The organism is Citrobacter sp. LUTT5 (genome assembly GCF_009905315.1).
GTDB classification, from domain to species: Bacteria; Pseudomonadota; Gammaproteobacteria; order Enterobacterales; family Enterobacteriaceae; genus Citrobacter; species Citrobacter freundii.
The window spans coordinates 4,401,694-4,414,034 of sequence record NZ_CP047606.1 but is presented as its reverse complement, the minus strand read 5'-3'; the positions used below and the strand labels follow the sequence as shown (position 1 = coordinate 4,414,034).

Sequence of the window (12,341 nt, the reverse complement as noted above, 5' to 3'; positions counted from 1 at the left end):
CTGAATCTTTTGATTAATTCGAGGTGATGATTATGGGTGAATGCTATTCATCGGTAATGGATTTTCTTTATCGGGTGTCAATGTGGATTGCCGGTATCGCATTATTAGTCATGGTCGCCATTATCCCCATTGGTATATTCGCGCGTTATGTTCTGAATAACGCCCTGTCATGGCCTGAACCCGTCGCTATTCTGTGTATGGTGACATTCACCTTTATTGGCGCGGCGGTGAGCTATCGTGCAGGCTCGCATATCGCGGTAAGTATGGTGATTGACCGTCTGGGTGATGCTTCCCGCCGTTATTGCTCTGTAATCGCTGACGTTATGTTAGTGGCGATAAGCCTTTTTATCCTCTGGTACGGAACCAATCTCTGTCTTGAGCTGTGGGAACAGCCCGTGGCCGAATTCCCGCTTTTAAGTGCCGGGCAAAACTACCTTCCATTGCCGATTGGCTCTGCCATAACGCTGCTGTTTATCGCAGAAAAGATTTTCCGTGGTCCGCAGTACCAACGTCCCGTTGTCATGTTGGGATCGACCAGCTAGTTACCGCCCCCATTTCAGAAAGGAAAGCAGATGGATGCATTTATTCTCGTCTTTACGCTCGGCATTATGCTGGCAATTGGGGTACCGGTAGCGTATGCGGTTGGCATTAGCGCCATCATTGGCGCCTGGTACATTGATATTCCGCTGGAAGCGGTGATGATCCAACTGACCAGCGGGGTGAATAAGTTCTCCCTGCTGGCGATCCCGTTCTTTATTCTGGCCGGGGCTATTATGGCCGAAGGGGGAATTGCGCGGCGACTGGTGAACTTTGCCTATATTTTTGTTGGCTTTATTCGCGGCGGACTGTCGCTGGTAAACATTGTGGCATCAACCTTTTTTGGCGCTATTTCTGGATCGTCTGTAGCGGATACCGCATCCATTGGTTCGGTAATGATCCCGGAAATGGATAAAAAAGGTTATCCGCGCGACTTTGCCGCGGCGGTAACGGCCAGTGGTTCGGTGCAGGCGATTCTTACGCCGCCCAGCCATAACTCGGTTATTTACTCGCTGGCTACAGGCGGAACGGTGTCGATTGCCGCACTGTTCATCGCCGGGATCCTGCCGGGCCTGCTGTTAAGTTTCAGTCTGATGGTAATGTGCGTGGCTTTTGCGCACAAGCGCGGTTATCCAAAAGGGGAACGCGTACCGTTTCGCCAGGCGCTGAAGATTTTCGTCGATACGCTGTGGGGCCTGATGACGGTTGTGATCATCATGGGCGGCATCCTGTCAGGTATCTTTACCGCGACGGAATCTGCGGCGATTGCCTGCCTTTGGGCCTTCTTTGTCACCATGTTTATCTATCGTGACTATAAATGGTCTGAGCTGCCAAAGCTGATGTTCCGCACGGTGAAAACGGTCACGATCGTCATGATCCTGATAGGCTTTGCCGCCGCGTTTGGGGCCGTCATGACTTATATGCAGTTGCCGATGCGTATCACTGAAGCCTTCACCAGCATCTCGGACAACAAATACGTCATTCTGATGTGCATTAACATCATGCTGCTGCTGATCGGTACGCTGATGGATATGGCGCCGTTGATCCTGATTTTGACGCCGGTTCTGCTGCCAGTGACCAACGCGCTCGGCATTGATCCGGTCCATTTTGGCATGATCATGCTGGTGAACTTAGGGATCGGCCTTATTACGCCACCGGTAGGGTCGGTGCTGTTTGTGGCCAGTGCGGTGAGTAAGCAGAAAATAGAACAGGTGGTAAAGGCGATGCTGCCATTCTACCTCGTGCTATTCCTGGTGCTGATGCTCGTGACATACATTCCGGCGATTTCACTGTTCCTGCCGAAATTGTTTGGCGTGATGTGATAAATGCCCGGTGGCGCTCACGCTTACCGGGCCTACAAACTACGCTTGCGTAGGCCGGATAAGGCGAAGCCGCCATCCGGCACAAGGAGACTTAGCGACGAACGGCGATCGCTTCAATCTCGATTTTCACGTCTTTCGGCAGACGGGCAACTTCTACGCAAGAACGTGCCGGGAAGGTCGCGTTGTGCTCGGTGAAGAATGCTTCGTAGGTCGCGTTTACGGTGGCGAAATCGTTCAGGTCTTTAACGAAAACGGTCGTTTTTACGATGTCGCCCACTTTCAGGCCTGCTGCTTCAACGATAGCTTTTACGTTTTCCAGCGACTGACGTGCCTGAGCGGACACGTCTTCCGCTACGGCACCGGTTTTCGGATCGACCGGGATCTGACCGGAAGTGATTACCATGCTACCCAGGTCAACGCCCTGAACGTATGGGCCGATTGCTGCTGGTGCATTTTCCGTCGCGATAGTCTTGCTCATGATTTCTCCTGAATTTACAGCGGTAGTAGAATGTTCCCGCCCATTATACACGTCATCCTTCACACTGCCTCTTCGTTGGCTACGTCCTCTTACCCTGGTCACATAGTTTACTATGCTCCCATGATAATCGGACTTGCCGCCTCAATGCATTGCGAATGCTTATGTGTAACGGGAGCCGGGATCTCATAACCAACCCCAATTAGTTGGCCAGCACCACATAATGCGAAAACTCTTTTTCACAGTATTTGCATTTGAGTGCGATGTCATCGGCACGTTTTTTCACTGCAAAACTGGAAGAAACCGGCTCAGCATGACTGATGCAGTTGCTGTTCGGGCAAACCAGCACGTTATCGATACGCTCAGGCAGGCTCGGACGTGATTTACCCACCACGTCGTAATCGTCAATGCGGTTTACCGTTGCCTGCGGGGCGTACAGGGAGAGCTGGTTTACCTGCTCGTCGGTCAGGAACGTGTTTTCGATTTTAATCAGATCCTTACGGCCCATCTCGCCAGACGGCAGGTTCAGACCGATGGTGATACGTTGGTCGGTTTCCGTCAGTTTGAACAGCGTCAGCAGCTTAAAACCAACCTGTGCGGGAATGTGGTCAATCACGGTGCCACGTTTGATGGCTTCAACCTGCAGTTTGTTATCGTGTGTCATCTCTTTTTCTCCCTTACAGTGCCAGTTCGCTATTCAGTACCAATGCCAGTAACGCCTGGCGGGCGAAGATGCCGTTGCCAGCCTGCTGGAAATACCAGGCGTGCGGCGTCTTATCGACGTCGGTGGTGATTTCATCGATGCGCGGCAGCGGATGTAGCACCTTCATGTTTGCTCTGGCGCCGTTCAAATCGCTGGCGCGCAGGACAAACTGTGCTTTCACGTTGGCGTATTCGGACGGGTCCAGACGCTCTTTTTGTACGCGGGTCATGTAGAGGATATCGACCTCCGCCATCACCTCTTCGATAGTGCCGTGCAGGCTCCAGGCGATACCTTTTTCGTTCAACATATCCAGAATGTATTGCGGCATGGCCAGTGCGTCCGGGGCGATGAAGTAGAAACGGTTACCTTCGAACTTCGCCAGCGCCTGGGTCAGGGAGTGGACGGTACGGCCATATTTCAGGTCACCTACCATGGCGATGTGCAGATTGTCCAGGCGACCCTGCGTTTCCTGAATGGTAAACAGGTCCAGCAGCGTTTGGGTGGGATGTTGGTTGGAGCCGTCGCCTGCGTTCAGTACCGGAACGTTACCGGAGAACTCTGTAGCCAGACGTGCGGCGCCTTCCTGCGGATGACGCATGACGATGGCGTCGACATAGGTGCTGATGACGGAAATGGTATCGGCCAGGGTTTCGCCTTTTTTGCCCAGCGACGTGTTGCTGCTGTCAGAAAAACCCACCACGCTGGCGCCCAGACGGTGCATGGAGGTTTCAAAGGATAAACGGGTGCGGGTTGACGCTTCAAAGAAGCAGCTGGCGATAACCTTATGCTTTAACAGCTCCGGCTGTGGGTTAGCTTTTAATTTCGCCGCCGTCGCGAGGACCAGATTGAGGTCATCGCGGCTGAGGTCGTTTATGGAAATGATGTGTTTTTGATAGAGCGGGTTAGCCATGTTTATCTCCTGACGCCTGGGCAAAAAAAAAGCCCCTCAATTGAGGGGCTCGGAATGGGTGATCAACGGAAAGAAAAACGGCAGGCCAGCGTCCTTTTTCAGACGCGGTAAGACAAAATGTCGTACATACTGAACCATACATCCTCCCGGCAAATTGTCCGCGATTATACTCAGCTCCGTTATGGGATCAAGCGGAAAATGCACAATTTATTCACCGCAAACGGTTCTTATGAATTTTAATTCATTTTAAATAGATAGTTAATCTGCTTGTGCACCAGCCCTGTTCGCTGCACAACTCGCGGCGCAACCCAGACAATACTGCTGCCAGCGATGACACCCAGAATCTCTGGTAACGCGTGGTAATCGAGGATTCTGGCAACGGCACGGCCATAACCTGCCGCCGTGTGGATGAGGATAAATTCGCTATTGTGCTCAACGCTGACCACCATTTCAGCAATCGATCGGGCAGCATCAGGAGCGGGTCGCGATTGCGGATTTACAGAATAAATTTTTTGCCCTTTTGTATTTCTTATTTTTATAGCCCCGAGCAGTTTCAGCAGACGGGATACCGTTGACTGGCTAATTCCGGTAAAACCATGGTGTTGGAGATCGCGGCGAAGCGCTTCCTGAGAAAGGTAGCTTTTTTCGCTAATCAGGCGCTGACAAATCGCCAATTGTTTCTGCTCTTTGGTCGAGTAATCATCGAATTCCTTCATAAATACACCCTAAGTTTATCATTTGTATCAATGTGATGGCGAAATTCACCACATTTGCAGTATCAATAACGGCTCAAACGGGCGGTTGCGCAGAAAAACGAGAATGCGCTCAAAAAAGCCGTCGGGATCCGACGGCTAAAAGGGCTACAACATCGCGCCGATACTCAGGACGGCCATGTTCAGTAACGTCAAAATGAGCAGGAGCGGGGCGACCCATTTCAGGTAGCGCACGTAAGGAACACGGGCGATGGCTAACCCACCCATCACGACGGCAGAGGTGGGTGTAATCAGATTCACAATGCCGGAAGCGGATTGATACGCGGTGACGACCAGATCCCTCTGTACATGCGCGAAGTCGGCCAGCGGGGCCATAATGGGCATCGTGAGCACCGCCAGGCCAGACGAGGAAGGGACCAGGAAGGAGAGCAATACTTCCAGCCAGTAGGTTACATTGATGAAAATGGTGGTGGACAGACCGGAGACTAAATTTTCGGCGCTGTGCAAAATAGTGTGGGTGATCATGCCGTTGTCCATCACCACGACGATACCGCGTGCAATGCCGATAATCAGCGCCACGCCAAGCAGGTCCCGCGCACCGTCAATGAAGGTACTGGTGAAGGCTTCTTCACTCATGCGGGCAATCACGCCGACGATAATGGCAGAACCCAGAAAGACTGCGGATATTTCTGCCATCCACCATCCGAGTACCGCGACGCCATAAATCATTACCGCAAAGGCGGCGGCGAATATCAGCAGGATCCACTTACGCGTGGCTGTGAATTCAAGATTGGTATTGCCGCGATTGCCGAGAAAATGCGCACGGTTTTCCTCCATTTTATCCGCCACAATCGACAACTCCGGGTGATTGCGGACTTTGCGCGCATAACGCATGACCCACACCACACAGATAACATAGCCGACGACCAGCAGCAGAATGCGCATCAGCATTCCCTGGGTGAAGGGGATCCCGGCGGCGTTAGCCGCGATAACCGTTGCGAAAGGGTTGATTGTCGAGCCGAGTGTACCAATGCCTGCGCCGAGCAGAACGGTGGCGGCGGCAACCAACGGATCAAAGCGTGCGGCCATCATGACCGGAACCAGCAATGTGTAGAATGGGAGTGATTCCTCCGCCATCCCGTAAATCGTACCTCCGGCGGCGAAAAGCCCCATTAGAATGGGGATCATCCACTCCTCTTTACCGTTCAACCTGACCGTCACGCGCTCGATACCTGCGTCGATGGCGCCTGTTTTGTTTACTACGCCGAGAAACCCACCAATAATCAGGACAAACAACGCCACATCAATTGCGCCTGCGGTATAGGTTTCGTGGTTGTAAAGACCGTCAATCGGGGCCAGCAGTACAGCGGTAAAACCTTGCGGGTGCGCCTCTGTGGGGGCATAAGTACCGGCAACTGGCACTTCTTTGCCCAGAGTAGCATTCATCGCCATCTGGTATTTCCCTGCCGGGACTATCCAGGTCATAACCGCGACGAGTGCAATGAGAATAAACAGGATGGTATATGCGCTGGGAAATTTGAATTTGCCCATGATGTTCTCCGGATAGCTTGGGCATATGCCGTCAGGCGACATACGCCCGCTGGGGTTAGTCGCCGAGGGTCGCTACCATTACCGCTTTAATGGTATGCATCCGGTTCTCTGCTTCGTCGAAGACGATGGAATGAGCTGACTCAAAAACCTCTTCCGTGACTTCAAGCCCTTTCAGGCCGTAGGCCATTTCGATTTCACGTCCAACCTTTGTGTGCTCGTTATGGAAGGCGGGCAGACAGTGCATAAATTTCACATTGGGGTTACCGGTTGCGTTGATGACCCGCTGGTTAATTTGATAGGGCGTCATCAGGCTAACGCGTTCTGCCCAGGCTTCTTTGGGTTCGCCCATAGAGACCCAGACATCGGTGTAGAGGAAATCGACGTCGTATACGCCTTCCTCAACATCCTCTGTGAGCGTAATGCGTGCGCCAGTCACGCTGGCAATTTCACGGCATTCGGCAACCAGCGCCTCGTCAGGCCAGAAGGATTTAGGTGCGACCAGACGGATATCCATCCCCATTTTCGCTGCGCCAACCATCAGGGAATTACCCATGTTATTGCGGGCGTCACCGAGATAAGCGAAACTCAGTTCCGGCAAGGTTTTACCCGGGGCGTGTTCCAGCATGGTCATCAGATCCGCGAGGATCTGGGTGGGGTGAAATTCATTTGTCAGTCCATTCCAAACAGGAACTCCGGCAAATTGCCCCAGTTCCTCCACAATGTCCTGGCCGTATCCGCGATATTCAATGCCGTCGTACATGCGGCCTAGCACGCGGGCAGTATCTTTCATTGATTCTTTATGGCCGATCTGCGATCCACTTGGGCCGAGATAGGTCACCTGTGCGCCTTGATCGAAAGCGCCGACTTCAAAGGCACAGCGGGTACGGGTTGAGGTTTTTTCGAAGATCAGCGCGATATTTTTACCGACCAGCGTCTGTCTTTCGCGCCCGGCCTTTTTTGCCGTTTTTAACTCGATAGCCAGATCGATCAGGTACTGGATTTCCGTCGGGGTGTAGTCCAGCAGTTTGAGAAAATTGCGATTTTTCAGGTTAACAGTCATGAAAATGTCCTTATGTAGGCCGGATAAGGCGAAGCCGTCATCCGGCAAAAAAAAGTCCTACGCGTTAGCGTCGGTGGTTTCGAGACGAATTAGCGTGCCTTTGTCGCCGGCGAGAATGGCCGAGCCGTCGGCCAGTGAACCGATGCCAGCAATCCCACGACAGTGAGAGACGAATTCCGCGCAGGCGGTGACTTTGGGGCCCATTGAACCGGCGTCGAATTGCATTTCACCGAGCAGTTCCGGGGTGACCTGGGCCAGCGGGCGCTGGGTAGGTTTGCCCCAGTCGAGGTACACGGCATCAGCATCGGTGAGGATCAACAACGCATCGGCATGGAGTTGGCGGGCGAGCAGGGCGGCGGAGAGATCCTTGTCGATCACTGCTTCAATGCCGTGGAAGCCATCGGCTTTTTCCACCACCGGTACGCCGCCACCGCCGTTGCAAATCACCAGATGATCGCGGGCGATCAATGTGCGAATAGCATCACTTTCAACGATACGTTTGGGTTGTGGAGAGGGCACAACGCGACGGAACGCTTTACCATCGGCTTTGAAAATCCAGCCTTTTTCCGCGTGTAGCGTTTTAGCCTGATCGTTGTCGTAAATCGGTCCGATATATTTGGTCGGATTACTGAAGGCTGGATCGTGGGCATCGACTTCAACCTGAGTCAGCAGGACGCTGATTTCACGTTGCGGCAGCTGGTTTTTCAGAGCTTGTTGCAGCATATAGCCAATCATTCCCTGACTTTCCGCACCGAGAATGTCGAGCGGATAAGGGGTGACGCGGTCATAAGCGCTGTTCTGTAACGCCAAAAGTCCAACCTGTGGGCCATTGCCGTGCACCAGAATCACGCGCCATTGCTGTGTGAGCTGAGCGATAGTCTTTGCCGCCAGCTCAATGTTCTTGCGCTGGATGTCAGCTTCCAGCGGGTCGCCGCGTTTGAGCAGCGCATTGCCGCCCAACGCCACAACCAGAGTAGGTTTGTTTTCCATGACTTTTCCTTAAATACCGTCGCGTTCCAGTGGGCAGCTCATGCAGCGTGCGCCGCCGCGTCCACGTCCAAGTTCGTCGCCAGGAATGGGTAAAACGGTGATGCCCGCTTTGTCGTATTTCTCGTTGGTCCAGATGTTGCGCTCGTAGCCCACGACCACACCGGGGCGTAGCGTCAGGACGTTGTTGGCGTCATTCCACTGTTCGCGTTCAGCTTCGAAGGCGTCGCCCCCGGTGGTTATCAGCGTGATTTGGTCGAGGCCCAGCGCTTTTTCGAGGGCATGTACCAGAGTACTTTCCTGGGTGCGTTTCAAGCCGCCGCGCCCGTCTGGCGTCAGGGTCCAGCACTGGACATCCGGGCGTACCACTTCCGGGTAGACGGAGAAGGTATCGATATCAATGTGGGTCATGACGGTATCGAGGTGCATACAAGAGCGATGTTTCGGCAGTTCAACCGCGATGACGCGTTCAGCCTGGCGATGCTTAAACAGCGACTGGGCAAGGAATTCAATGCCCTGCGGCGTGGTGCGTTCCGACATACCGATGAGTACCGCGCCGCGACCAATGACCAGCACATCTCCACCTTCTAATGTGGCGTGGTCGTAATTAATATTTTCATCGCCGAAATATTTAATAAATTCACCATCAGCAAATTGAGGGTGCCAACGGTAGATCGCCCGCAGGTTATTGGTTTCTCTTTGCCGCGCGGTTTTTGCCATTGGGTTAATTGACACACCGTTATATATCCAGCATGAGGTGTCGCGGGTAAATAAGTGGTTTGGTAATGGCTTCATAATAAAGTCATTAATATCGTGAGTATCGACCACCATATTTTTGATTGAGGCAGGAATTTCTCCGTAGGTTAGCCCACCGCTTAAATGCCGGGCCAGTTCCCGGTGCTGCATATCTGCAAGCCAGGCACGAATATCCGTGGCGAAAGCGGGGCCAAGGCGATAATCAGAGATTTGTGTCTCCAGCAACCAGTCTTTGGCATCTTGGACATCTAAGGTTTGTGTCAATAAATCAGTGAGTAACAGAACCTCAATCCCTTGCTGACGTAACGTGTTGGCGAAAATGTCATGCTCTTCTCCTGCACGTTCTACCGAAAGAACATCATCAAAAAGCAGTTCCTGGCAATTTGATGGCGTCAGCCTTTTTAAGCTGAGATTAGGGCGATGTAGCATTACGCTACGTAATTGACCGATTTCAGACCCGACATAATGCTTTTCCATCATTATTCCTTTAATACGATTTTAAAAAATAAAGAGGATGTGCCTGCAAATAATATTTATTGCAGTCATGACTTTTCAGCTGATTTCGGAATCTATATTTAGATATTATTTGATGAGGAAACGTGATTTATTTCACAGTCAGGTCGACATTTGACTTTTGATGTTTAATTTATGATATGGCTCGGAGAATTAATAAAATAAAAATATGAATAATTGAATTACTACGCGGGAATATGTCTTGTTATTTATCGGTGTTAATTTTATGTACACTTTTAGTGTGCTGCAATATAAGTAATGCATTGATTTATTTGTTCTTTTTTCTGCGTTGTGAATTGTTATGCGAATATATGATTTTATTATTTGCGCGGTAAAGTTTATTTCAAAATAAATATGACGATGAAGAAGGATAGCGAAGGAGAGGTGAACTGTGATCGATAGCTGGTTTTTCTAATAAAACTTTTAATAACAGTATGTTACTGATCAGGTTGAAAAAGGGTAGCCGAAAGTTATGCAAAGTTTATGCATAACCTGTTGCTGAGAGTTAGCAATTATTTAACACCATCAGCGATAAACATGCGTTGACGCAAAATATCGGCAAATAGCAGTAGTATGGCAGGCCGTTTTTTCGTATAACAACTAAAATGAAACGATGTTTTAATTAAGGGGGTTTGAGATGATTGTTGGCAATATTCACAACCTGGATGTCTGGCTGCCGGAAGAGCTGCGTCAGGCAATTGAACACATTAAAGCGCATGTGACGGATGCGACGGAAAAAGGTAAGCACGACATTGACGGCGATCGCCTGTTTTATCTGATTGCCGAAGATATGACGGAGCCGTTTGCACAGCGCCGCGCCGAATATCACGCTCGCTATCTGGATATTCAGATCCTGCTCAAAGGCCAGGAAGGAATGACCTTCAGCACGCAGCCTGCGGGCGCGCCGGAAACTGACTGGCTGGCGGATAAAGATATCGCCTTCCTGCCGGAAGGGGTACAGGAGAAAACGGTGGTGCTGAACGAAGGTGATTTCGTGGTGTTCTATCCGGGTGAAGTGCATAAACCGCTGTGCGCGGTCGGTGCTCCTGCGCTGGTACGCAAAGCCGTGGTGAAAATGCAAGTGGCATAAGCGTATTTGCCGGGGGCGGCTTCGCCTTGCCCGGCCTACGAGAGCGCGGTTGTAGGCCGGATAAGATGCTTAGCATCGCCATCCGGCATTCTTTTCATCCATGCCCTCACTTCGCCAGCGTCGCCACCATCACCGCTTTGATGGTGTGCATCCGGTTTTCCGCCTGATCAAATACGATGCTGGCGGGTGATTCAAAGACCTCATCGGTCACTTCCATACCGCCGTGCAGACCATATTCCTGTGCCATTTGTTTGCCAAGCGTGGTTTGATCGTCATGAAACGCGGGCAGGCAGTGCAGGAATTTCACCTGTGGATTGCCGGTCAACGCCATCATCGTGCTATTAACCTGGTACTTACGCAGCAGCGCAATACGTTCGGCCCACTTCTCTTTTGCTTCGCCCATTGATACCCAGACGTCGGTATAGATAAAGTCCGCACCTTTCACGCCCGCGGCGACATCTTCGGTCAGCGTAATATTGCCGCCGTTTTTCTGCGCCAGCGCTTTGCACTCTGCAACCAGACTTTCCTCTGGCCAGCAGGCCTGCGGTGCGACCAGGCGCAGATCCAGCCCGGTTAACGCAGCGGCTTCCAGCATGGAATTGCCCATATTGTTGCGGGCATCACCGGTGTAGACCAGCGTCATCTCATTAAACGCTTTACCCGGCAGGTGTTCCTGCATAGTTAACAGATCCGCCAGCAGCTGGGTGGGATGAAACTCGTTGGTTAATCCGTTCCACACCGGAACTCCGGCATATTCCGCCAGCGTCTCGACAATCTCCTGGCCGTGTCCCCGATACTGAATACCGTCGTACATGCGGCCGAGCACGCGGGCGGTGTCTTTGATCGACTCTTTATGGCCAATCTGGCTGCCGCTTGGCCCGAGATACGTCACGCGAGCGCCCTGGTCGTATGCGGCAACTTCGAAAGAGCAACGGGTGCGGGTTGAGTCTTTTTCGAAGATGAGCGCGATGTTTTTACCGGTGAGCTTTGCGACTTCAGTGCCGTTTTTCTTATCTGCCTTTAGCTGCGCGGCGAGCTGGAGCAGTGACGTGAGTTCAGCAGAGGTGAAATCAAGCAGTTTCAAAAAATGTTTATGATAAAACGCAGACATGGTTCCCTCACATGGCTTAGGCCATTTATTGAATTAAAATTCAATTTATATGGGTGCTTATTCATTTGCAACCTTGTTTAACAAATCTTTCCAGGAAAGGTGGAGGCAATGACAGCGGTATGTGACAATAAGAGTATCGGCAGGACATTATGAGGAACGAGCCATGGCAAACCCGGAACTACTGGAAGAACAGCGTGAAGAAACGCGCTTGATTATTGAAGAGTTACTCGAAGATGGCAGCGATCCAGACGCGCTGTACACCATTGAGCATCACCTTTCCGCGGATGACTTCGAAACCCTGGAAAAAGCGGCAGTAGAAGCCTTCAAGCTGGGTTATGAAGTGACCGAGCCGGAAGAGCTGGAAGTGGAAGAAGGCGACACGGTTATTTGCTGTGACATTTTGAGCGAATGTGCACTGAATGCGGAGTTGATCGATGCTCAGGTTGAGCAACTGATGAACCTGGCTGAAAAATATGATGTGGAATACGACGGTTGGGGCACCTATTTTGAAGACCCGAACGGCGAAGAAGGTGAAGACGGCGACGATGAAGATCTCGTCGACGAAGATGATGACGGCGTGCGTCACTAAGTCATCTACTGACCTGCGGTAGCC

At 51.6% G+C, this 12,341-nt stretch carries 16 protein-coding genes; 5 read left to right on the top strand and 11 right to left on the bottom strand.

Annotation, left to right across the window (positions count from 1 at the left end; all coding sequences use genetic code 11):
- Window positions 1-32: 32 nt before the first annotated feature.
- Both GUC46_RS21075 and GUC46_RS21070 read left to right on the top strand, forming a co-directional pair.
- A complete protein-coding gene (locus GUC46_RS21075; protein ID WP_048216913.1) occupies window positions 33-542 on the top strand; it encodes a TRAP transporter small permease in 510 nt (169 codons plus the stop codon).
- A gap of 30 nt (window positions 543-572) precedes the next feature.
- Window positions 573-1,859 (top strand): TRAP transporter large permease, encoded by a 1,287-nt coding sequence (locus tag GUC46_RS21070; protein ID WP_003839607.1) that lies wholly within the window; start codon window positions 573-575, stop codon window positions 1,857-1,859.
- 91 nt (window positions 1,860-1,950) lie between these two features.
- On the opposite strand, the gene ridA is transcribed toward GUC46_RS21070, so the two are convergent.
- The 4 genes from ridA to pyrL form a co-directional block, all read right to left on the bottom strand.
- Window positions 1,951-2,337, bottom strand: a complete 387-nt coding sequence (gene ridA, locus GUC46_RS21065; RefSeq protein ID WP_000047544.1) for a 2-iminobutanoate/2-iminopropanoate deaminase — start codon at window positions 2,335-2,337, stop codon at window positions 1,951-1,953.
- A 199-nt stretch (window positions 2,338-2,536) separates the two neighbouring features.
- The gene (gene pyrI / locus GUC46_RS21060; RefSeq protein WP_003025816.1) at window positions 2,537-2,998 is read right to left on the bottom strand and encodes an aspartate carbamoyltransferase regulatory subunit; all 462 of its coding nucleotides are present in this window, start codon (window positions 2,996-2,998) and stop codon (window positions 2,537-2,539) included.
- 13 nt (window positions 2,999-3,011) lie between these two features.
- Window positions 3,012-3,947: an aspartate carbamoyltransferase gene (gene pyrB, locus GUC46_RS21055; RefSeq protein WP_003025818.1), complete on the bottom strand. Its 936-nt coding sequence runs from the start codon at window positions 3,945-3,947 to the stop codon at window positions 3,012-3,014.
- 36 nt (window positions 3,948-3,983) lie between these two features.
- Entirely contained in the window at window positions 3,984-4,085 is a 102-nt protein-coding gene (gene pyrL, locus GUC46_RS21045) for a pyr operon leader peptide (RefSeq protein WP_088902789.1), read from the bottom strand.
- On the opposite strand from pyrL, the gene GUC46_RS21040 reads away from it, so the two are divergent.
- Window positions 4,065-4,187 (top strand): hypothetical protein, encoded by a 123-nt coding sequence (locus tag GUC46_RS21040; RefSeq protein WP_088902788.1) that lies wholly within the window; start codon window positions 4,065-4,067, stop codon window positions 4,185-4,187. The genes pyrL and GUC46_RS21040 overlap by 21 nt on opposite strands.
- On the opposite strand, the gene GUC46_RS21035 is transcribed toward GUC46_RS21040, so the two are convergent.
- From GUC46_RS21035 to arcA, 5 genes are all read right to left on the bottom strand, one after another.
- Window positions 4,184-4,663: an arginine repressor gene (locus tag GUC46_RS21035; RefSeq protein ID WP_003839609.1), complete on the bottom strand. Its 480-nt coding sequence runs from the start codon at window positions 4,661-4,663 to the stop codon at window positions 4,184-4,186. The two genes, GUC46_RS21040 and GUC46_RS21035, sit on opposite strands and share 4 nt — an antisense overlap.
- Window positions 4,664-4,807: 144 nt before the next feature.
- Entirely contained in the window at window positions 4,808-6,211 is a 1,404-nt protein-coding gene (locus GUC46_RS21030; protein ID WP_003839611.1) for a YfcC family protein, read from the bottom strand.
- A 55-nt stretch (window positions 6,212-6,266) separates the two neighbouring features.
- Complete coding sequence (argF, locus tag GUC46_RS21025) at window positions 6,267-7,271, bottom strand: ornithine carbamoyltransferase (RefSeq protein WP_003025826.1); 1,005 nt, start codon at window positions 7,269-7,271, stop codon at window positions 6,267-6,269.
- 57 nt (window positions 7,272-7,328) lie between these two features.
- Window positions 7,329-8,261, bottom strand: a complete 933-nt coding sequence (gene arcC, locus GUC46_RS21020; RefSeq protein WP_130715206.1) for a carbamate kinase — start codon at window positions 8,259-8,261, stop codon at window positions 7,329-7,331.
- A gap of 9 nt (window positions 8,262-8,270) precedes the next feature.
- A complete protein-coding gene (gene arcA / locus GUC46_RS21015) occupies window positions 8,271-9,491 on the bottom strand; it encodes an arginine deiminase (RefSeq protein WP_003025834.1) in 1,221 nt (406 codons plus the stop codon).
- A 673-nt stretch (window positions 9,492-10,164) separates the two neighbouring features.
- Between arcA and GUC46_RS21010 the strand changes: the two genes are divergently transcribed.
- Window positions 10,165-10,617 (top strand): YhcH/YjgK/YiaL family protein, encoded by a 453-nt coding sequence (locus GUC46_RS21010; protein ID WP_130715205.1) that lies wholly within the window; start codon window positions 10,165-10,167, stop codon window positions 10,615-10,617.
- 106 nt (window positions 10,618-10,723) lie between these two features.
- Here the strand turns inward: GUC46_RS21010 and argF (GUC46_RS21005) are convergent, their stop codons facing one another.
- Both argF (GUC46_RS21005) and GUC46_RS24325 read right to left on the bottom strand, forming a co-directional pair.
- Window positions 10,724-11,728, bottom strand: a complete 1,005-nt coding sequence (gene argF / locus GUC46_RS21005) for an ornithine carbamoyltransferase (protein WP_003844898.1) — start codon at window positions 11,726-11,728, stop codon at window positions 10,724-10,726.
- The gene (locus GUC46_RS24325) at window positions 11,698-11,793 is read right to left on the bottom strand and encodes a hypothetical protein (RefSeq protein WP_371303384.1); all 96 of its coding nucleotides are present in this window, start codon (window positions 11,791-11,793) and stop codon (window positions 11,698-11,700) included. Before GUC46_RS24325 ends, argF (GUC46_RS21005) begins: the two co-directional genes overlap by 31 nt.
- Before the next feature lie 98 nt (window positions 11,794-11,891).
- Between GUC46_RS24325 and rraB the strand changes: the two genes are divergently transcribed.
- Complete coding sequence (gene rraB, locus GUC46_RS21000) at window positions 11,892-12,317, top strand: ribonuclease E inhibitor RraB (protein WP_003025845.1); 426 nt, start codon at window positions 11,892-11,894, stop codon at window positions 12,315-12,317.
- The last annotated feature ends 24 nt before the right edge of the window (window positions 12,318-12,341 follow it).

What these genes read in the sequence shown, in the direction of transcription:
- GUC46_RS21075 (WP_048216913.1), top strand. Translation starts at nt 33, where the DNA reads ATGGGTGAATGCTATTCATCGGTAATGGATTTTCTTTATCGGGTGTCA.
- GUC46_RS21070 (WP_003839607.1), top strand. Translation starts at nt 573, where the DNA reads ATGGATGCATTTATTCTCGTCTTTACGCTCGGCATTATGCTGGCAATT.
- ridA (WP_000047544.1), bottom strand. Translation starts at nt 2,337, where the DNA reads ATGAGCAAGACTATCGCGACGGAAAATGCACCAGCAGCAATCGGCCCA.
- pyrI (WP_003025816.1), bottom strand. Translation starts at nt 2,998, where the DNA reads ATGACACACGATAACAAACTGCAGGTTGAAGCCATCAAACGTGGCACC.
- pyrB (WP_003025818.1), bottom strand. Translation starts at nt 3,947, where the DNA reads ATGGCTAACCCGCTCTATCAAAAACACATCATTTCCATAAACGACCTC.
- GUC46_RS21040 (WP_088902788.1), top strand. Translation starts at nt 4,065, where the DNA reads ATGTCGTACATACTGAACCATACATCCTCCCGGCAAATTGTCCGCGAT.
- pyrL (WP_088902789.1), bottom strand. Translation starts at nt 4,085, where the DNA reads ATGGTTCAGTATGTACGACATTTTGTCTTACCGCGTCTGAAAAAGGAC.
- GUC46_RS21035 (WP_003839609.1), bottom strand. Translation starts at nt 4,663, where the DNA reads ATGAAGGAATTCGATGATTACTCGACCAAAGAGCAGAAACAATTGGCG.
- GUC46_RS21030 (WP_003839611.1), bottom strand. Translation starts at nt 6,211, where the DNA reads ATGGGCAAATTCAAATTTCCCAGCGCATATACCATCCTGTTTATTCTC.
- argF (WP_003025826.1), bottom strand. Translation starts at nt 7,271, where the DNA reads ATGACTGTTAACCTGAAAAATCGCAATTTTCTCAAACTGCTGGACTAC.
- arcC (WP_130715206.1), bottom strand. Translation starts at nt 8,261, where the DNA reads ATGGAAAACAAACCTACTCTGGTTGTGGCGTTGGGCGGCAATGCGCTG.
- arcA (WP_003025834.1), bottom strand. Translation starts at nt 9,491, where the DNA reads ATGGAAAAGCATTATGTCGGGTCTGAAATCGGTCAATTACGTAGCGTA.
- GUC46_RS21010 (WP_130715205.1), top strand. Translation starts at nt 10,165, where the DNA reads ATGATTGTTGGCAATATTCACAACCTGGATGTCTGGCTGCCGGAAGAG.
- argF (WP_003844898.1), bottom strand. Translation starts at nt 11,728, where the DNA reads ATGTCTGCGTTTTATCATAAACATTTTTTGAAACTGCTTGATTTCACC.
- GUC46_RS24325 (WP_371303384.1), bottom strand. Translation starts at nt 11,793, where the DNA reads ATGAATAAGCACCCATATAAATTGAATTTTAATTCAATAAATGGCCTA.
- rraB (WP_003025845.1), top strand. Translation starts at nt 11,892, where the DNA reads ATGGCAAACCCGGAACTACTGGAAGAACAGCGTGAAGAAACGCGCTTG.